General features: G+C 67.6%; 16 protein-coding genes and 1 pseudogene. 8 read left to right on the plus strand and 9 right to left on the minus strand.

The window, feature by feature from the left end:
- The first annotated feature begins 13 nt into the window (after positions 1 to 13).
- Together AC3WLF_RS17390 and phaR are read left to right on the plus strand one after the other, a co-directional pair.
- On the plus strand, positions 14 to 754 hold the full coding sequence (locus tag AC3WLF_RS17390; RefSeq protein ID WP_010810131.1) for a 3-ketoacyl-ACP reductase: 741 nt from the start codon (positions 14 to 16) through the stop codon (positions 752 to 754).
- Between the two features lie 436 nt (positions 755 to 1,190).
- Positions 1,191 to 1,742 (plus strand): polyhydroxyalkanoate synthesis repressor PhaR, encoded by a 552-nt coding sequence (gene phaR, locus AC3WLF_RS17395; RefSeq protein WP_010810130.1) that lies wholly within the window; start codon positions 1,191 to 1,193, stop codon positions 1,740 to 1,742.
- Between the two features lie 60 nt (positions 1,743 to 1,802).
- Here the strand turns inward: phaR and AC3WLF_RS17400 are convergent.
- A pseudogene (locus AC3WLF_RS17400) lies at positions 1,803 to 2,063 on the minus strand (addiction module antidote protein); the annotation flags it as partial.
- A gap of 374 nt (positions 2,064 to 2,437) precedes the next feature.
- Here AC3WLF_RS17400 and AC3WLF_RS17405 point away from each other — a divergent pair.
- The 5 genes from AC3WLF_RS17405 to AC3WLF_RS17425 all read left to right on the plus strand — a co-directional run bounded on the left by AC3WLF_RS17405 (position 2,438) and on the right by AC3WLF_RS17425 (position 8,210).
- On the plus strand, positions 2,438 to 3,406 hold the full coding sequence (locus tag AC3WLF_RS17405) for a tRNA dihydrouridine synthase (protein WP_492321367.1): 969 nt from the start codon (positions 2,438 to 2,440) through the stop codon (positions 3,404 to 3,406).
- A gap of 135 nt (positions 3,407 to 3,541) precedes the next feature.
- Complete coding sequence (gene rimO / locus AC3WLF_RS17410; RefSeq protein WP_492358562.1) at positions 3,542 to 4,921, plus strand: 30S ribosomal protein S12 methylthiotransferase RimO; 1,380 nt, start codon at positions 3,542 to 3,544, stop codon at positions 4,919 to 4,921.
- Between the two features lie 91 nt (positions 4,922 to 5,012).
- Positions 5,013 to 6,197 (plus strand): beta-ketothiolase BktB, encoded by a 1,185-nt coding sequence (gene bktB / locus AC3WLF_RS17415; RefSeq protein WP_492321369.1) that lies wholly within the window; start codon positions 5,013 to 5,015, stop codon positions 6,195 to 6,197.
- Positions 6,198 to 6,205: 8 nt separating this feature from the next.
- Positions 6,206 to 6,820: a hypothetical protein gene (locus AC3WLF_RS17420; protein ID WP_492321370.1), complete on the plus strand. Its 615-nt coding sequence runs from the start codon at positions 6,206 to 6,208 to the stop codon at positions 6,818 to 6,820.
- Positions 6,821 to 6,986: 166 nt separating this feature from the next.
- On the plus strand, positions 6,987 to 8,210 hold the full coding sequence (locus AC3WLF_RS17425) for a cystathionine beta-lyase (protein WP_492321371.1): 1,224 nt from the start codon (positions 6,987 to 6,989) through the stop codon (positions 8,208 to 8,210).
- 6 nt (positions 8,211 to 8,216) lie between these two features.
- Here AC3WLF_RS17425 and AC3WLF_RS17430 read toward each other — a convergent pair whose 3' ends face one another.
- The 8 genes from AC3WLF_RS17430 to mfd form a co-directional block, all read right to left on the minus strand.
- Complete coding sequence (locus tag AC3WLF_RS17430) at positions 8,217 to 8,456, minus strand: DUF2789 domain-containing protein (RefSeq protein ID WP_010810122.1); 240 nt, start codon at positions 8,454 to 8,456, stop codon at positions 8,217 to 8,219.
- Between the two features lie 117 nt (positions 8,457 to 8,573).
- Positions 8,574 to 10,223, minus strand: coding sequence for a PepSY-associated TM helix domain-containing protein (locus AC3WLF_RS17435; RefSeq protein ID WP_492358563.1), 1,650 nt, complete (start codon positions 10,221 to 10,223; stop codon positions 8,574 to 8,576).
- A gap of 11 nt (positions 10,224 to 10,234) precedes the next feature.
- Complete coding sequence (locus tag AC3WLF_RS17440; protein ID WP_492356313.1) at positions 10,235 to 10,546, minus strand: hypothetical protein; 312 nt, start codon at positions 10,544 to 10,546, stop codon at positions 10,235 to 10,237.
- Positions 10,543 to 10,830 carry a hypothetical protein gene (locus AC3WLF_RS17445; RefSeq protein WP_492321374.1) on the minus strand — a complete coding sequence of 96 codons (288 nt, stop codon included), beginning with the start codon at positions 10,828 to 10,830 and terminating at the stop codon, positions 10,543 to 10,545. Before AC3WLF_RS17445 ends, AC3WLF_RS17440 begins: the two co-directional genes overlap by 4 nt.
- A gap of 212 nt (positions 10,831 to 11,042) precedes the next feature.
- On the minus strand, positions 11,043 to 11,897 hold the full coding sequence (serB, locus tag AC3WLF_RS17450) for a phosphoserine phosphatase SerB (RefSeq protein ID WP_492351938.1): 855 nt from the start codon (positions 11,895 to 11,897) through the stop codon (positions 11,043 to 11,045).
- A gap of 89 nt (positions 11,898 to 11,986) precedes the next feature.
- Complete coding sequence (locus AC3WLF_RS17455) at positions 11,987 to 13,354, minus strand: amidohydrolase (protein ID WP_492356312.1); 1,368 nt, start codon at positions 13,352 to 13,354, stop codon at positions 11,987 to 11,989.
- Positions 13,355 to 13,460: 106 nt separating this feature from the next.
- Complete coding sequence (argE, locus tag AC3WLF_RS17460) at positions 13,461 to 14,678, minus strand: acetylornithine deacetylase (RefSeq protein WP_492321377.1); 1,218 nt, start codon at positions 14,676 to 14,678, stop codon at positions 13,461 to 13,463.
- Positions 14,679 to 14,748: 70 nt separating this feature from the next.
- Positions 14,749 to 18,198 (minus strand): transcription-repair coupling factor, encoded by a 3,450-nt coding sequence (gene mfd, locus AC3WLF_RS17465; protein WP_492356311.1) that lies wholly within the window; start codon positions 18,196 to 18,198, stop codon positions 14,749 to 14,751.
- A 149-nt stretch (positions 18,199 to 18,347) separates the two neighbouring features.
- Here mfd and ispD point away from each other — a divergent pair, with 149 nt between their 5' ends.
- Complete coding sequence (gene ispD / locus AC3WLF_RS17470; protein WP_492321379.1) at positions 18,348 to 19,160, plus strand: 2-C-methyl-D-erythritol 4-phosphate cytidylyltransferase; 813 nt, start codon at positions 18,348 to 18,350, stop codon at positions 19,158 to 19,160.

The following is a 19,160-nucleotide window of genomic DNA, read 5'->3' on the forward strand; positions in this document are numbered from 1 at the left end:
TCAAGGAGTGGACATGACTCAGCGCATTGCGTATGTGACCGGCGGCATGGGTGGTATCGGAACCGCCATTTGCCAGCGACTGGCCAAGGATGGCTTTCGTGTGGTGGCCGGTTGCGGCCCCAACTCGCCGCGCCGCGAAAAGTGGCTGGAGCAGCAGAAGGCCCTGGGCTTCGATTTCATTGCCTCGGAAGGCAATGTGGCTGACTGGGACTCGACCAAGACCGCATTCGACAAGGTCAAGTCCGAGGTCGGCGAGGTCGATGTGCTGATCAACAACGCCGGTATCACCCGCGACGTAGTGTTCCGCAAGATGACCCGCGCCGACTGGGATGCGGTGATCGACACCAACCTGACCTCGCTGTTCAACGTCACCAAGCAGGTGATCGACGGCATGGCCGACCGTGGCTGGGGCCGCATCGTCAACATCTCGTCGGTGAACGGGCAGAAGGGCCAGTTCGGCCAGACCAACTACTCCACCGCCAAGGCCGGCCTGCATGGCTTCACCATGGCGCTGGCGCAGGAAGTGGCGACCAAGGGCGTGACCGTCAACACGGTTTCTCCGGGCTATATCGCCACCGACATGGTCAAGGCGATCCGCCAGGACGTGCTCGACAAGATCGTCGCGACCATTCCGGTCAAGCGCCTGGGCCTGCCGGAAGAGATCGCCTCGATCTGCGCCTGGTTGTCGTCGGAGGAGTCCGGTTTCTCGACCGGCGCCGACTTCTCGCTCAACGGCGGCCTGCATATGGGCTGACCTGCCGGCCTGGTTCAACCAGTCGGCAGCCGGCGCTGGCGCCCGCGTATTGCGGTGCAGCCAGCGCGGCGCACAAGGCGGCGGGCGCTTCGTTTCGCCGCCCGTTTCGCGGGCCGTCAAGGCCCGCGAATCGTTTCTGCCAGCGCGGCATTCCTCCCTTTTTGCGCCAATTCACCGGGTTTTCCTTAAGCCCGGTCGCTTTTCTTAGTGCCTTGTTGGGCATAGAATCAGGGCAGCGGCGCAGCCAGCACCATGTTCGTGCAGCGCGGCCCTCGCGGGGGCGAGGTTGCAGGCCGCCACGCGCAGCCATGCGCGAACGGGCCACCAGATGGCCGGCACGACAACAAGCAGATGGCGCGGGCGATACCGATTTGCGCACTGCACCCCATGCGGTGCAGCAGCGCGCAAACAGCGATGACACAAGGACAGAGCACCGATGGCCACGACCAAAAAAGGCGCAGAGCGACTGATCAAAAAGTATCCGAACCGCAGGCTCTACGACACCCAGACCAGCACCTACATCACCCTGGCCGACGTCAAGCAGCTGGTCATGGATTCAGAGGAATTCAAGGTCGTCGACGCCAAGTCTGGTGACGAACTGACCCGCAGCATCTTGCTGCAGATCATCCTGGAAGAAGAAACGGGCGGCGTGCCGATGTTCTCCAGCGCGATGCTGTCGCAGATCATCCGCTTCTACGGCCATGCCATGCAGGGCATGATGGGCACCTACCTGGAAAAGAACATCCAGGCCTTCATCGACATCCAGAACAAGCTGGCCGAGAACTCCAAGGGCCTGTATTCCGGCGAAACCTTCAGCCCCGACATGTGGTCGCAGTTCATGAACATGCAGGGCCCGATGATGCAGGGCATGATGAGCAACTACATCGAGCAGAGCAAGAACCTGTTCGTGCAGATGCAGGAGCAGATGCAAAGCCAGGCCAAGAATATGTTCGGGACGTTCCCGTTCAACCAGCCGGACAAGAAGTAGGACACCGGCAGCGGCGGGCCCCGGTCCGCCGCATATCCCGCGCGCTGGCTGGCACTCAGCCAGCGCCCGCATCACCTTCCAGATCGTCCCGAACTCCGGATTGCCTTCGCCTGACAGCGAGCGGTAGAGGCTTTCGCGCGAAAGCCCCGTCTCGTGCGCCAGTCGCGTCATGGCGCGCGCGCGTGCCACCACGCCGAGCGCGTAGGCAATGAATCGATCGTCGTCGCCGGCCTCGGCCAGGCTGGCATCCAGGTAGGCGGCGATCTCCTGCTCGTTCCTCAGATGCTCAGCGGAGTCCCAGGGGCGGGTTGGTTCTTTCATGGCTCACTCCAGATCAAGATTGGCCGCCAGATTGTGTGCTCTTTCCAAATCAGCGTGCCGGGTCGACTTGATCCACGCGCATTTCGCTGATCCCACCGCCAAGGGCTTTAACGTCGCCGGGGTTCCCATTCAGCAAGCGGTCTTGTACCTCGCCGCGTTGCTGAAATTAGATGCGGTAGCCCGGGCCGTGGGCAGACGCAAAGCAGGTAGAATGCGCGGTCTGCGTCCCCCAGGCGCACGCAATCACGCAACTTTCTTCCAGCGGCGGCTCAGTGTGGACTCGCCTTTTGTGCGCGAAACCCCATGCCCTCCGTTATCCAATTTGCTCGTCCGGCCTTTAAGGCCCGGCTCTCCGCTTCGGTGAAGGCTTCGCCATGAGCCGGCTGTTCCTGGCCCCCATGGAAGGGCTTGCCGACTACGTCTTGCGCGACGTGCTGACCGACACCGGCGGCTACGACGGCTGTGTGTCCGAGTTCGTCCGAGTGACGGGTTCGTTGCTTCCAGCCCGCGTCTACGAGCGCGATACGCCCGAAATCCTCGCCGGCGGCTATACCCGCAGCGGCACGCCGATGGTGATCCAGTTGCTCGGCAGCGATCCGGAATGGCTGGCGCGCAATGCGGCCTATGCCGCCACCTTGTCGCCGCATGGCATCGACCTGAACTTCGGCTGTCCCGCCAAGGTCGTCAACCGGCATGGCGGCGGCGCCATGCTGCTGACGAACCCTGAGTTGTTGAACCGGATCGTTGCGTCCGTGCGCGCGGCGGTGCCGGCCCATATCGCCGTGACGGCAAAAATGCGGCTGGGCGTGTCCGATACCTCGCTGGCCATTGATTGCGCCACGGCGCTGGCCGAAGGCGGCGCGGCGTCGCTGGTCGTGCATGCCCGGACGCGGGACCATGGCTACCGGCCGCCGGCCCACTGGGACTGGATCGCGCGCATTGCGGCGGCGGTGGACGTGCCGGTGATTGCCAACGGAGATGTCTGGACCGTCGCCGACTGGGAGCGTTGCCGGGCCGTCAGCGGCTGCGCCGACGTGATGATCGGGCGCGGCGCCGTGTCCGATCCTTTCCTGGCCTTGCGCATTCGCGGGCTGATGGACAGTTCGCCGTCAGACCAGGAGTGGCCGCTGGTGCTGCGCCAGATCGCCACCTACCTGAAAAAGCTGCATGCCCGTATCGCCTCGTGCCATGAGCATGGGCGCGTGAAACTGTGGCTCAGCTATCTCAAGCGGACCTGGCCACAGGCCGCCGAACTGCATGCGGCCATCCGGCGCATGCAGGACTCGCTGGAGATAGAGCGGGTCCTGGAAGGCCTGCCGGGAGCCGCGACCGCGCCGGAATGACGCAGCCTGGGCCACATGTGTGGAGTCAGGCGCCGAGAATTCATGGCAAACGGTTAAAATGCGCGATTAGCTCACCGGCTGCCGGCCTTGTCCCCGCATATTCCGCCGCGCCCGCCCCCACATTCGGATTGCACTGTGAAAAACCCTTCAGAATCAACGACCCAGAAAGACCATAGTCCGCGTGTGGGATTCGTTTCCCTGGGCTGCCCCAAGGCCCTGGTCGACTCCGAGCAGATCATCACCCAGCTGCGCGCCGAGGGCTATGCCATCAGCGGCACCTATGACGGCGCCGACCTGGTCGTGGTCAATACCTGCGGCTTTATCGACGAGGCCGTGCAGGAGAGCCTGGACGCCATCGGCGAGGCCCTGACCGAGAACGGCAAGGTCATCGTCACCGGCTGCCTGGGTGCGAAGAAGGATGCGGCGGGCCACGACATCGTGTCGTCGGTGCACCCCAAGGTGCTGGCCGTGACCGGCCCGCATGCGCTGGGCGAGGTGATGCAGGCGGTGCACACGCACCTGCCCAAGCCGCATGACCCGTTCACCGACCTGGTGCCGGCCGCCGGCATCAAGCTGACGCCCAAGCATTACGCCTACCTGAAGATCTCCGAGGGCTGCAACCACCGTTGCTCGTTCTGCATCATCCCGTCGATGCGCGGCGACCTGGTGTCGCGCCCGGTGGCCGAGGTCATGCTGGAGGCCGAGAACCTGTTCAAGGCCGGCGTCAAGGAATTGCTGGTGATCTCGCAGGACACCAGTGCCTACGGCGTCGACGTCAAGTACCGCACCGGCTTCTGGAACGGCCGCCCGCTCAAGACCCGCATGACCGAACTGGTGGCGGCGCTCGGCGAGCTGGCCGCGCAGTACGGTGCGTGGGTGCGCCTGCACTACGTCTACCCGTACCCGCACGTGGACGAGATCATCCCGCTGATGTCCCAAGGCCATGTGCTGCCGTACCTCGATGTGCCGCTGCAGCACGCGCACCCGGACGTGCTCAAGCGCATGAAGCGCCCGGCCAATGCCGAGAAGACCATGGACCGGATTCGCGCCTGGCGCGAGATCTGCCCTGAGCTGACCATCCGCAGCACCTTTATCGCCGGCTTCCCGGGCGAGACCGAGGCGGAGTTCCAGACCTTGCTCGACTTTATCGCCGAAGCCGAACTGGACCGCGTCGGCTGCTTCGCCTACTCGCCGGTGGAGGGCGCCACCGCCAACGACCTGCCGGGCGCGCTGCCCGACGAGGTGCGCGAGGAACGCCGCGCCCGCTTCATGGAAGTGGCCGAAGCGGTCTCGGCACGCCGCCTGCAGCGCAAGGTCGGCCAGACCCTGCGCGTGCTGGTGGACGAGGTCAACCAGGATGGCGGCATCGGCCGTTCGTCCGCGGATGCGCCGGAAATCGACGGCCTGGTCTATATCGCGCCGCCGGAACGCCACTCCCAGCGCTATCGCGCCGGCGAGTTCGTCGAGGTGAAGATCACCGGCGCCGATGGCCACGACCTGTGGGGCGAGGTCTGAAACGGGTTGATTAGGTAAAAGTACGCCCGTTCGATTTCGTCCGCGTCCCGCTATACTGTGCGGTGCAACATAACCTCATGGAGACAAAGTCATGACGCGTGAAGTGGTAGTGGTAGGCGGTGTCCGTACCGCGATCGGGACCTTTGGCGGCAGCCTGAAGGATGTGGCGCCGGCGGAGCTGGGTGCACTGGTGGTGCGCGAGGCGCTGGCGCGCGCGCAGGTGTCGGGCGACGATGTCGGCCACGTGGTGTTCGGCAACGTGATCCAGACCGAGCCGCGCGACATGTATCTGGGCCGCGTCGCGGCCGTCAACGGCGGGGTGACGATCAACGCCCCCGCGCTGACCGTGAACCGCCTGTGCGGCTCGGGCCTGCAGGCCATCGTCAGCGCCGCGCAGACCATCCTGCTGGGCGATACCGACGTCGCCATCGGCGGCGGCGCGGAAAGCATGAGCCGCGCCCCGTACCTGGCGCCGGCGGCGCGCTGGGGCGCACGCATGGGCGACGCCGGCCTGGTCGACATGATGCTGGGTGCGCTGCACGATCCCTTCCATCGCATCCACATGGGCGTGACCGCCGAGAATGTCGCCAAGGAATACGACATCTCGCGCGCGCAGCAGGACGAGGCCGCGCTGGAATCGCATCGCCGCGCTTCGGCAGCGATCAAGGCCGGCTACTTCAAGGACCAGATCGTCCCGGTGGTGAGCAAGGGCCGCAAGGGCGACGTTACCTTCGACACCGACGAGCACGTGCGCCATGACGCCACCATCGACGACATGACCAAGCTCAGGCCGGTCTTCGTCAAGGAAAACGGCACGGTCACGGCAGGCAATGCTTCGGGCCTGAACGACGCCGCCGCCGCGGTAGTGATGATGGAGCGCGCCGAAGCCGAGCGCCGCGGCCTGAAGCCGCTGGCCCGCCTGGTGTCGTACGGCCATGCCGGCGTGGACCCGAAGACCATGGGCATTGGCCCGGTGCCGGCGACGAAGATCGCGCTGGAGCGCGCCGGCTTGCAGGTGTCGGACCTGGACGTGATCGAAGCCAACGAAGCCTTTGCCGCACAGGCGTGCGCGGTGACCAAGGCGCTCGGCCTGGACCCGGCCAAGGTCAACCCGAACGGCTCGGGCATCTCGCTGGGCCACCCGATCGGCGCCACCGGTGCCCTGATCACGGTGAAGGCGCTGCATGAACTGAACCGCGTGCAGGGCCGCTACGCGCTGGTGACGATGTGCATCGGCGGCGGGCAGGGCATTGCCGCCATCTTCGAGCGTATCTGAGGTTAGCCTTGCGCCTGGCTTCGCTGACGAAGAACCTCTGCACGCTCGGCCTGGCCGCCGTGCTCGCGCTGGCGGGCACGGTGCAGGCAGCGCCGGGCACCGAGCTGTCGACTGGCCCGGTGATCGGCGGGGAAGGCCTGGGCATCAACCAGGCCATTCGCGATGGCGAAGCCCGGCGCGGCGGCACCTCGCTTTCCACTGGCGCGCCAAGACCTCTGGCGCCGCGGCCGGAGTATGCGTCGCTGCCGGTCTATGTCGGCAAGGTCGGCGACCAGCCGGTGCGGTTGCGCCTGGGCCCCAAGCCTGACGAGCGCGACAGCGTGCGCGGAGAATACGCCGGCCGTGGCGCCGGTGTGCGCCTGCTGGCCGGCGAGTGGGAGGACGGCGCTTTCCTGATGGAGGAGTCCGACGACGGCACCCGCGTATCGGGCAACTGGGAAGGCAGCATCGACGCCAGCGGCGCCGTGCGCGGCACCTGGACCGACGCGTTCAACCCGGCCATCGTGCTGCCGTTCTTTATCCGCCCTCTGGGCGTGCTCGTGATCCCCCCGTTCGACATGACACCCAACAGCGGCGTCACCTACGCGCCGCCGCCGCCGAAGTCCTCGATTTCCGGCTGGTAAGCCACTTCCTGGTGCCCGCCGTTGCCATCGCCGGTGGCGCGGCCGGCATTTGCTGGTAAGCTCGGAGGCTCATCGAGTCTCATTCCTGACCGTGCCGCGCTTCTGCCTGGGCGATACCGCCACGGCAGCGCGCCGTGGCCCGCCAGCAGCCAGCAAGGAAACCGCCGTGTCCGATTCGCCATCCGGCAAGCCCGCGTCGCCCGCCCATTACCTGCAAACCGTTGCGGTCCAGCCCGAGCTGGAGATCGCGCCCGGCTTTGCCTCGTTTTCTCCCGCCACGCACCGCGGCTCCACCGTGGTGTTCCGCAACCTGGCCGAACTGCGCGCCCATGGCGACGGTGCCACCACCTACTGGCGCTATGGCCTGCACGCCACGCCGACCAGCGAGGCGCTGTGCCAGCACCTGGCGCTGCTGGAGGGCGCGCGCCACACGCTGCTGCAGCCGTCGGGGCTGGCGGCGATCTCGCTGGTCTACTTCGCGCTGCTCAAGAGCGGCGACGACGTGCTGGTGCCGCACAACGTCTACGGCCCCAACCGCGACCACGGCGAGTGGCTGGCACGCGAATTCGGCGTGGCCGTGCGCTACTACGACCCGATGGACGCTGCTGCGATGGCGGCGATGATTCGGCCGAATACGCGCCTGATCTGGATGGAGTCGCCCGGTTCGGTGACCATGGAAGTGCCCGACAGCGACGCCATCGTCGCCGCGGCCAGGGCGCGAGGCGTGCTGACCGCGATCGACAATACCTGGTCGGCCGGCATCTACTTCCGTCCGTTCGACAAGGGCATCGACATCTCGGTGCAGGCGCTGACCAAGTACCAGTCCGGCGGCAGCGACGTGCTGATGGGCGCGGTGCTGACCTGCGACGATGCGCTGCATGAGCGCCTGAAGCGCACCCGCATGCTGATGGGCTGGGGGGTTTCCGCCGATGACTGCCACCTGGTGCTGCGCGGGCTGCCGAGCCTGCCGGTGCGCCTGGCCGCGCATGACCGTGCGGCCCGCGAAGTGGCGGAGTGGCTGCGCCAGCGGCCCGAGGTTGCGCGCGTGCTGCATCCGGCGCTGCCGGACTGCCCGGGCCACGCCAACTGGCGGCGCGATTTCACCGGTGCCAGCGGGCTCTTTGCCATCATCCTGCGGGCAAGCTATACGCGCCAGCAGGTGGATGCCTTGGTCGAGGCGCTGCAACTGTTTGCGATCGGCTGGTCCTGGGGCGGCGCCCACAGCCTGGCCGTGCCGTACCACGTGCAGGGCATGCGGCCGGCGGGCACATGGCCGCCGGCCGGCTGGCAGGATAGCGGCGAACTGGTGCGGCTTTATATCGGCCTGGAAGACACGCGCGACCTGATCGCCGACCTGCGCCAGGCGCTGGAGGCTACGCTGGCCGCGTAAGCGGCCTCAGGCCGGCTGTCTCAGGGCGAGATTGAGCTGGTCGACGACCTCGGCCCAGTCGGCGTCGTCCAGCAGCTCGTCGCGCAGCAGCGTGGCCTGGGCGGGGGTCCAGAACGGTGCCTCGGCCAGTTCGACATCGTCGGGCAGTGGGGCGTGCGTGCCGATAAAGCTGCGGATGCTGGCTTCGTCGGAGGCCAGGCCGAGTTGGGCGAACAGTTCGGAAAACTGGTGGAAGGTCGATTCCATGGTGGTCGGCTCGATGTTGTTGGCCTGAGATAGTGTAGGGCAGCGGCCGGGCCGGCGCTGCCCGGGAAACAAAAACGGACGCTGCTGCGTCCGTTTTTGCGTGCGGGCGCCATGCGCTCAGGGCGTATCCGTGCTGGGCATGGTCTTGGCGCTCGCGGTGGGCCTGGCGGCCCGGGCTGCCCGGGCTGCCTGCGGCATCGCCCAGACCGACTCCGCCGGCCCGCTGCGCGCGCGGCGCTGCGTGGCGCGGGCCAGGGCGACAAAGCCCGCGGCCAGCGCGATCGCGCCGATATCGAAGCCCGCGATGATCCAGTGCCCGCTGGGGATGCTGTGCAGCAGGTGGTCGCCGGTCAGGAGCGCGTTCGCCAGCGGCACCGTCAGCGAGGCCAGCGCGGCGGCGTAGAGCAATTCCACCGCGGCGCGCACCGGCGGGCGCAGCAGCGCCCAGGCACAGGCCAGGCCAAACACCGTGAAATAGGTGTAGCTCACCGCGCGCTCCGGCCACAGCAGTGCGGCCGGGAAGCACAGCGCCACGCCGATGCAGCAGCCGATGCACACGCCGACCGTGCCCTGCGCCAGCAGCCGGTGCACGCGCGGCTGCTCGGCCTGGCGCAGCTTGCGCCGCGACTCGATCCACAGCAGGTTGCCCGAATAGAACAGGAAGGCGCCGGCCAGCCCGGCCAGCAGGTAGACCAGCCGCACCGGCAACTCGCCGAAGGTGCCGAAATGCAGCGCGTACAGCGCGCTGTAGAGCCCGTGGTTGCTGTCGCGCGTGCCGGCGGTCTGGTTGGCGGTCAGCTGGCCCGCGTTGGGCTCGCCGCTGGCGGCGTGGATGCCGACCGAGCCCAGGTTGCCGAGGGCCTGCGTGCTGGTGCCGCGCACCTCCACCACGGCGTTGGCGTCGCCATGGCGCTGGAAGCGGAACGACTCGGGCGTGAAACGCTCGCCGCCGTGCTCGCGCGCGATCTGCATCAGCGTTGCCGTGGGCATGGTCGGCACCGCGCGGTTGGCCGCGGCCACTTCCAGCACGGCGGTGGTGGCGCGGGGTACCGCCTCGAACAGGCGGCCGTCGAAGGTCAGCGTGTTGAACACCATCATCAGCACCAGCGACAGGCAGAACAGTGCGCCGGTGATGGCAAAGACCAGGTGGAAGGGCAGGCTGAACAGGCCCAGCACGTTGTGGGTGTCCATCCAGAAACGCTTCAGGTTGCGACCGGGGCGCACCGCGAACAGGTCCTTCTTCAGCCGCGGCAGGTGCAGCAGCACGCCCGACACCAGCGCCAGCCCGTACAGCACCGAGATCGCGCCCATGAAATAGATGCCGCCGACCGGGATCCCCAGCGAGTAGTGCAGGCTATTCAGGAACGCCGACAGCTCGCCGATCACGTGGTCGCGCGAGGTGTCGCGCTGCATCGCGGCGTCGCCTGCCAGGCGGGCGTCAGTGGTCATCTGCCACTCGCCGGCCTTGTCCTGCCAGTAGGCCGAGATATTGGGCTCGCCCTCCGAAGGCATGATCACGTATGAGCTGGCCGCGGCCTCGGGGTGGATCGCGACCAGCTTCTGCATGAAGCGGTCGACTGCGGCCGGGTCGGCCTTGGCCTCGACCGGCGCGCTGCCCTTGAGCCGCGACGGCGACTGCCATACATGCAGTTCGTGGTGGAACACGGTGACCGCCCCGGCAAAGAAGGCGATAAACAAGGCCCAGCCGGCCATCAGGCCGACCCAGGTATGCAGCGTCTGGTACAGGCGCAGGGTTGCGGTTTTCATGATGGGCTTTCTCAGGAGGCGGGCAGGACGGCCAGTGCAGCCGGCGCCAGGCCGGCCAGGCGCAACACCCACAGCGCGCCGAAGCAGAGCAGGTTGGCGCCACCCAGCCAGATCCAGGCGGTGCGGCTGGAACGGAACAGCAGGCTGGCGCTGATGATGGCCACCCACACCGGCAGGCAGGCCACCACGGCCGCGACGATGCCGGTCTCCCAGCCGCCCGGCAGCCACAGGATCAACAGCGTGCACAGCGACACCGCCAGCGGCAGCCCGAGCAGCGCGCCGGCCAGCCATTTGGTGCCCATCGCGGATTGGTCTGCGCTCATGCCCGTTGCTCCCGCGCTGCCCGGCGCTTGCGCGCGGCATGGGTGCCGATGAAGGGCCATACCGACAGCGCGCAGGGCACGGTCACCAGGCTGGCGGCAATGGCCACGGGCCAGCCGTCGGTGGTGCTCCACAGCCAGGTGCTGACGATGACCAGGGCCAGGCCCAGCCAGCCCAGCATACGCGGTTGCGTGACCCTGCCGGGCGGCAGCAGGACCTGGTTGGGCGCGGCCAGGTACAGGCACGCAGCCGCAGCCAGGCCAAGAAGGGCAGCCAGAACTTGCATGGGGAAATGTCAGATAAACGAAACATTAATGGTAATGATTCGCATTTGAAGAGGCAAGCGCTAAGTAGACGTTGCGTCTCAGTAGGGATTTATCTGCACTTGGTGGAAGGATTTGCGCTGGCTGTTGCGATTAGTCGCTGGCGCCCCGGCGGACGGGGCCGGCCGGGCGCTTGCCGCCCGGCGCGCATTGCCGCGTTTGCCGCGGCCCGGGATCAGTGCGGGAACAGCGCCAGCAGGCCGTCCAGCCCGACGTGGTTGAACGCGACGCTGGCTTGCGTGCGCACCACCGGCTTGGCCCGGAAGGCCACCGACAGGCCGGCCACGGCCATCATCTTCAGGTCGTTGGAGCCATCACCCATGACAATGGCCTGGTCCGCCGTGGCGCCGATCCGGGCGCAGACTTCCTGCACGGTGCGGGCCTTGACGTCGGCGTTGACGATCTCGCCGACGACATTGCCGGTCAGCTTGCCGTCGATGATCTCCAGCGTATTGGCGCGGGTCACGTCGAGCTGGAGCCGTGCCTTGAGCTTCTCGGTGAAATGCACGAAGCCGCCCGACACCAGCAGCGTGCGCAGGCCCAGCGCCTGCACGGTCTGCAGCATGCGCTCGGCGCCCGGCGACAGCCGCAGGCGCTCTTCATAGACGCGGTCCAGCACGCTGGCGTCCAGCCCCTTGAGCAGGGCCACGCGGCGGCGCAGGCTTTCGTTGAAATCGGTGATCTCGCCGCGCATGGCGGCTTCGGTGATGGCCGAGACCTCGGCCTTGAGGCCGCAGAAGTCCGCGATCTCGTCGATGCACTCGATCGTGATCAGGGTCGAGTCCATGTCCATCGCCACCAGGCGGAAGTCGGACAGCTTGCGCCCCGCGGGCACCACTGCCCAGTCGATCGCGCGCGGGCCGCAGAAATCGTCCAGCGCATCGCGCAGCGCCGGCGTCAGCGGCGCGCATTCCTCGGCGGCGGCCACGGTGTCGCTGCGCAGCACCAGTTCAGAGGCGCGGGCCAGGGTGCGGGCGGTGTCGAGGTCGGCTGGGGAAAGCGGGGCGGTGCTCTGGAGGATCAGGGGCATGGCGGATGAAGATCGGGCGCTTGCCGCGCGGGGCTGCAACGCGGCAAAACCGCTATTGTAGCCCCGCCGCAGCGCCCCGGGCGAGCCGCTCAGCGCTGCGCCATCACCATGTAGTCCACGGTCAGGCTGGACAGGGCGCGCACGCCGTTGATCAGCGCCGGCTCGTCCACATAGAACTCAGGGGAGTGGTTGGAAGGCGCCTTGGTCACATCCTGGCCCTTGGGCGTCACCCCGAGGTTGAAGAACAGCCCCGGGACCTTCTCCTGGTAGAACGAGAAGTCCTCCGACGCGGTCGCCTTGGGCGTGATCATCCAGTTGCCTTCGCCGGCCACGCGCTGCAGCGTGGGCGCCATCTTCTCGGTCAGGGCCGGCTGGTTGATGGTGGCGTTATACAGCTCCACCACGCGGAAGCTGGCCTCGGCGCCGGCGCTGGTGGCGATGGCCTCGGTGGTGCGCTTCATGCGGGCATGGATGTCCTTCTTCATGCCTTCGTCATAGGTGCGCACGGTGCCCATCATCTCGACCTTCTCCGGCACGATGTTCATGCGGTTGCCGCCGTGGATGGTGCCCACGGTGATCACCGACGGCTCCAGCATGGCGTTGACCTGGCGGCTCTGGATGGTCTGCAGGCCCATCACGATCTGCGATGCCACCACGATCGGGTCGATCCCGCCCCACGGCCGCGCGCCGTGGGTCTGGCGGCCCTTGACGTCGATCCAGAACTGGTCGGCCGCCGCCATCGAGGGGCCGCTGCGCCAGCCCAGCTTGCCCGATTCGATGCCGCTGCTCACGTGCAGGCCGAAGATCGCGTCGACCTTGGGATTGTCCAGCACGCCCTCGGACACCATCTGCTTGGCGCCCCAGGTGTTGGAGCCATTGGGTTCGAAGTCGGCCGGGCTTTCCTCGGCCGGCTGGAAGATGAACTTGACCGTGCCGGGCAGCTGGTCCTTCATGCCGGCCAGCACTTCGGCGGTGGCCATCAGGATCGCCACGTGGGTGTCATGGCCGCAGGCGTGCATCACGTCCACTTCCTTGCCCAGGTACTGGCCCTTGGCCTTCGACGCGAACGGCACGTCCACGCGTTCCTTGACCGGCAGCGCATCCATGTCGGCGCGCAGCGCCACCACCGGACCGGGCTTGCCGCCCTTGAGCACGCCGACCACGCCGGTCTTGGCCACGCCCGTCTTCACTTCCATGCCGAGCTTGCGCAGGTGGTCGGCCACCAGCTTGGCGGTGCGCGTCTCGTAGTTGCCCAGTTCCGGATGCTGGTGGATATCGCGGCGCCACGCGATGAGTTGTTTCTCGACGGCCTTGGCGCGGGTTTCGATCTGGGCGTGCAGGGTTTCGGCGCCTTGCGTCTGGGCCTGCGCGGTGTTGCAGAGCAGGCCGGTGGCGAGCGCCAGGGTGGCGAGGGCAAAGCGGGTGGTGGAACGGTATGCGGTTTGACGTGCAGCCATGCAGGATCTCCTTCGTTGTTGTTGGTTTGATGCTGGCAGGACGTTGGCTTCTTGGTGAATGCGGACGTATCGACGAAGTGCAAGCGACAAAGCCGCGCCGACCTTGTCAGTCCGCCACGCGCAGGCTGTCGACTACCTTGTGCAGGAACGCCTCGCAAGCAGCCAGCTGCTCCAGCGCAACAAACTCATCCGGCTTGTGCGCCTGCTGGATATCGCCAGGCCCGCACACCACGGCCGGAATGCCGGCGCGCTGGAACAGGCCGGCCTCGGTGCCATATGCCACCTTGTTGGTGTCGCGGTCGGCAGTCAGCGCGCGCACCAGCTGCGTGATGGCTTCCTGCTCGGCCACGTCCAGCGACGGAGCTGCGGCGATCTTGCTCAGCGTCAGGCCGGCGTCGGCATGCTCGGCGCGCATCTTCGGCAGCAGCACGTCGTTGGCGTAGGCCTGGATGCGGGAGTAGATGGCTTCGGGATCCACGCCGGGCAGGTTGCGGAACTCGAACACGAACTCGCATAGTGCCGGGATGGTGTTCAGCGCGATGCCGCCCTGGATGGTGCCGGTCTGCGCGGTGGTGTAGGGCACGTCGAAGGCCTGGTCGTAGGGGCCGTTGGCCTTGAACTCATCGGCGATGTCGCGGATGAAACAAATCAGGCGCGCGGCGTATTCGATCGCATTGACGCCGCGCGGCGTCAGCGACGAGTGCGCGGCCTGGCCCCTGACGCAGCAACGGTAGGCGTTGATGCCCTTGTGCGCGACGATCACGCGCATGCTGGTGGGTTCGCCGACGATGCAGCCGCCGGGCGTCACGCCGCGGTCGCGCAGTTCGGCCAGCAGGTAGGGTGCGCCCATGCAGCCGATCTCTTCGTCGAAGGACAGCGCGTAGTGCACCGGCTCGCGCAGGCTGGCCTGCAGGATGGCCGGCAGCAGCGACAGGCTGGTGCCGATAAAGCCTTTCATGTCGCAGGTGCCGCGGCCGTAGAGTTTGTCGTCGCGCACCACCGGCTTGAACGGGTCGGTGGTCCAGTCCTGGCCGTCCACCGGCACCACGTCGGTATGGCCAGAGAGCACGATGCCGCCGTTGGTGTTGCCGTCGGCGGCGGGCACGGTGACGAACAGGTTGGCCTTGTCCTGCTGCGGGTTGTAGCTCAGATGCGGCTTCAGCCCCTTGGCCAGGAAATGGTCGCGCACCGACTCGATCAGGCCCAGGTTGGAGTTGCGGCTGGTGGTGTCGTACGCGACCAGCCGCTGGGTCCATTCAAGCGCGCTGCCGCGCGCGGCGGTTTCGGTGACGGGCTGGCGGGAGGAAGCGGCTTGGGCGGGCATGGGGGCGTTATCGCTAACTTGTTAAGGAATCGATGCTACACCCGGCCGCGCGCCGCGTCCATGCAGGACGCTAGGCCAGTTGCCGCAACGTGTGCTTGATGGTCTGCGCGCGGATCGCCACGTCCGGCATCTTGGCCTCGATGCGCAGCTTGTCCTGCCCGGCCAGCTTGATATGGCGGTTCTTCTGCACCAGGTCGATGATGCGCATCGCGTCGATCGGCGGGTTGGGCACGAACTGCACGCTGATGGTGACCTCGCCCGCATCGATCTTGCGCACGCCCAGCGGCGCCGCTGCGATGCGCAGCCGGTGGGTCTCGACCAGCGCCTGCGCCTGCGCCGGCAGCCGGCCGAAGCGGTCGATCAGCTCTTCCTGGATATCGTCCACGCGCTCGGCGGTCTCGCAGTTGGCCAGCCGCTTGTACAGCGACAGCCGCTCGTGCACGTCGGCGCAGTAGTCGTTGGGCAGCAGCGCCGGCGTGCCCAGGTTGATCTCGGTGGTGGCGGCCAGCGGCGCCATCAGGTCGGGCTCCTTGCCCGCCTTGAGCGCCTTGACCGCGGCGTTGAGCATGTCGGTGTAGAGCTGGAAGCCGATCTCGTGGATCTCGCCCGACTGCTTGTCGCCCAGCACCTCGCCCGCGCCGCGGATTTCCAGGTCGTGCATGGCCAGGTAGAAGCCCGAGCCCAGTTCCTCCATCTGCTGGATCGCTTCGAGCCGGCGCTGCGCCTGCTTGGTCAGGCCTTCGACGTCATGCACCAGCAGGTAGGCATAGGCCTGGTGGTGCGAGCGCCCGACCCGGCCACGCAGCTGGTGCAGCTGCGCCAGGCCGAACTTGTCCGAGCGGTGGATCAGGATGGTGTTGGCGGTCGGCACGTCGATGCCGGTCTCGATGATGGTGGTGCACAGCAGGATGTTGTCGCGGCGCGCGACGAAGTCGCGCATCACGCGCTCCAGCTCGCGCTCATGCATCTGGCCGTGCGCGACGGCAATGCGCGCTTCCGGCACCAGCTCGGCCAGCCGCGCGCGCTTGTTCTCGATGGTCTCGACCTCGTTGTGCAGGAAGTAGACCTGGCCGCCGCGCTTGAGCTCGCGCAGGATAGCCTCGCGGATCACGCCGTCTTCCTCGCGCCGCACGAAGGTCTTGATCGCCAGCCGCTTCTGCGGCGCGGTCGCGATCACCGAAAAGTCGCGCAGCCCTTCCAGCGCCATGCCCAGCGTGCGCGGGATCGGCGTGGCGGTCAGGGTCAGCACGTCGACCTCGGCGCGCAGGGTCTTCAGCGCCTCCTTCTGGCGCACGCCGAAGCGGTGTTCTTCGTCGATGATGACCAGCCCCAGGCGCTCGAACCTGACCTGGTCGGACAGGATCTTGTGGGTGCCGATGACGATGTCGACGGTGCCTTCGTTGATCTGCTTGATGGCCGCGTCGATCTCTTTCTTGGTCTTGAAGCGCGACAGCTCGACGATGCGCACCGGCCATTCGGCAAAGCGGTCTGACAGCGTCTGGAAATGCTGCTCGGCCAGCAGCGTGGTCGGTGCCAGCATCGCCACCTGCTTGCCGCCCAGCACCGCGACAAAGGCCGCGCGCAGCGCCACCTCGGTCTTGCCGAAGCCCACGTCGCCGCACACCAGCCGGTCCATCGGCTTGCCCGAGGTCATGTCGGCGATCACCGCGGCAATGGCGGCGGCCTGGTCCGGCGTTTCCTCGAAGCCGAAGCTTTCGGCGAAGGTCTCGTAGTCCTTGGGCGAGAGCGGGAAGGCAAAGCCCTCGCGCGCGGCGCGGCGCGCGTACAGGTTGAGCAGCTCGGCGGCGGTGTCGCGGATCTGCTGGGCTGCCTTGCGCTTGGCCTTGTCCCACTGGCCCGAGCCCAGGTGGTGCAGCGGCGCGGTATCGGGATCGGCGCCGGAATAGCGCGAAATCACATGCAGCTGGTGCACCGGCACGTACAGCTTGCTGCCCTTGTCGTAGTCCAGGTGCAGGAATTCCTCGTCGCCCTGGCCCATGTCGAGCGTGACCAGGCCCTGGTAGCGGCCGATGCCGTGCTCGCTGTGCACCACCGGGTCGCCGATCTTCAGCTCGGCCAGGTCGCGCACCATCGAGTCGACGGCCGAGGCCTGCTCCTGCTTGCGGCGGCCGGTGCGGCGCGCGGTGCCGGCGTACAGCTCGGCCTCGGTGACAAAGGCGATCCGCCCCTGCGGCAGCGCAAAGCCGCTCTGCAGCGGCGCCACCGCGATCGAGAAATGCGCTTCGCCGGCCAGGAACGCGGCAAAGTCGTCCACTGGCTGCGGGCGCAGGCCGCTTTCGGCAAAGAGCTGCAGCAGGGTCTCGCGCCGCCCGGCCGAGTCGGCGCACATCAGCACGCGGGTCTGCTTGTCGAGCAGCAGTGCTTCCAGGTTGACCAGCGGATCATCGGCGCGGCGGTTCACCGCGACGTCGGGCAGGATAGCCGAGAACGCCGCCTGGTCCGCATTGGCTTCGGCCTGCAGCACCAGGCGCGCCATCGGCTTGGCGGCGACGAAGAACTGCTCCTCGGACAGGAACAGGTCCGCGGGCGGCAGCAGCGGGCGCTCGCGGTCGTGGCGCATGAAGTTGTAGCGCTGCGTGGTATCGGCCCAGAAGCGGCGGATGGCCTCGTCGACATTGCCGGCGAATGCGAGCTGCGTATCGGCGGGCAGGTAGTCGAACACGGTCGCGCTGTGCTCGAAGAACAGCGGCAGGTAGTACTCGATGCCGGCCGACGGCACGCCGTTGCCGATGTCCTTGTAGATCGGCGACTTGGTCGGGTCGCCTTCGAACACCTCGCGCCAGCGGCCGCGGAAGGCGGTGCGCGCGGCTTCGTCGAGCGGGAACTCGCGCCCGGGCAGCAGCCGCACTTCGTTGACCGGGTACAGGCTGCGCTGGGTGTCGGGGTCGAAGGCGCGGATGGTCTCGATCTCGTCGCCGAACAGGTCGATCCGGTACGGCAGCGCCGAGCCCATCGGGTACAGGTCGATCAGGCCGCCGCGCACGCTGTATTCGCCGGGGCGCATCACCGCGCTGACGTGCTCGTAGCCGGCCAGCGTGAACTGGGCCTTGAGCGCCGCTTCATCCAGCCGCTCGCCCTGCTTGAAGAAGAAGGTGTAGGCGGCCAGGAACGCGGGCGGCGCCAGCCGGTACAGCGCGGTGGTGGCCGGCACCAGCATCACGTCGCATTGCCCGGTCTGGATGTCGTGCAGCGTGGCCAGGCGCTCTGACACCAGGTCCTGGTGCGGCGAGAAGCTGTCGTAGGGCAGTGTTTCCCAGTCGGGCAGCAGGCGCACGCGCAGTTCGGGCGCGAACCAGGGGATTTCCTCGGCCAGGCGCTGGGCATCGACGGCGTGGGAGCAGACCACGGCCAGCATCGGCGCGCGCTCGCGGTGCTGCCGAGCGTACGCGGCCACAGCCAGCGCATCGGCCGAGCCGCGCAGCCCGGCCACGCTGTGGCGCAGCCCCGGCTTGACCAGCGGCAGGTTGACAAAGGGGAAGGCGGGCTTGGCGTCAGGCATGTGGGCAGCGGGGCGTTCAAAACGACGACACCCCGCCGGCATTGCGGGCGGGGGTCGGAGCAGGGGACCTCAACGGCCCGTGGCGCCTGCCGGGCACGCGTCAATGCGGAATGGCGCGGCATGGCGACGGGCAAGGGCCGTATTATAGAATGCGCACCGGTTGTCCCGCTGGCCATGCTGGCCAGCAGGCGCCCGCGCCTCTTTCACTCAACGCCGATCCTGTGCCCGCTCGCCGCTTTGCCCTGATTCCCTGTGCCGGTACCGGCAGCCGCGCCGGCGGCGCCGTTCCCAAGCAATACCAGACCGTGGCCGGCCGGCCGATGATCTGGTACGCGCTGGCGGCGTTCTCGGCGTGCGACGCCATCAACGCCACCGCGCTGGTGCTGGCGCCCGACGACATGCCGCTGGAATCGCGCTTCGGCGCGGCCGCCTTTGCCGGGCTGCGCTTCGATACCGCCTTTGTCGGCGGCGAGACCCGCCATGCCTCGGTGCTGGCCGGGCTGCACCACCTGGCGCAGCTGGGCGCGACCGACAGCGACTGGGTGCTGGTGCACGATGCCGCGCGCCCGGGCCTGACCCCCGCGATGATCCACGCGCTGGTGCGCGCGGTGGAAAGCGATGGCGACGACGACCCGGACGCCGCCATCGGCGGCATCCTGGCGGTGCCGGTGCCCGACACGCTCAAGCGCGCCCAGGACGACGCCCGCATCGGCGCCACGGTGCCGCGCGAGGGCCTGTGGCAGGCGCAGACGCCGCAGATGTTCCGCCTGGGCGTGCTGCGCCAGGCGCTGCAGGACGCCATGGCGGCCGGCGCGGTGGTGACCGACGAGGCCAGCGCGATCGAGCGTCTGGGGCTGCATCCGCGGCTGGTCAACGGCTCGCTGCGCAATTTCAAGGTGACCTACCCGGAGGACTTCGCACTGGCCGAAGTGCTGCTGGGCAACGATGGCAAAGGAGACTGA

The organism is Cupriavidus sp. FW306-01-F10A (genome assembly GCF_058782785.1).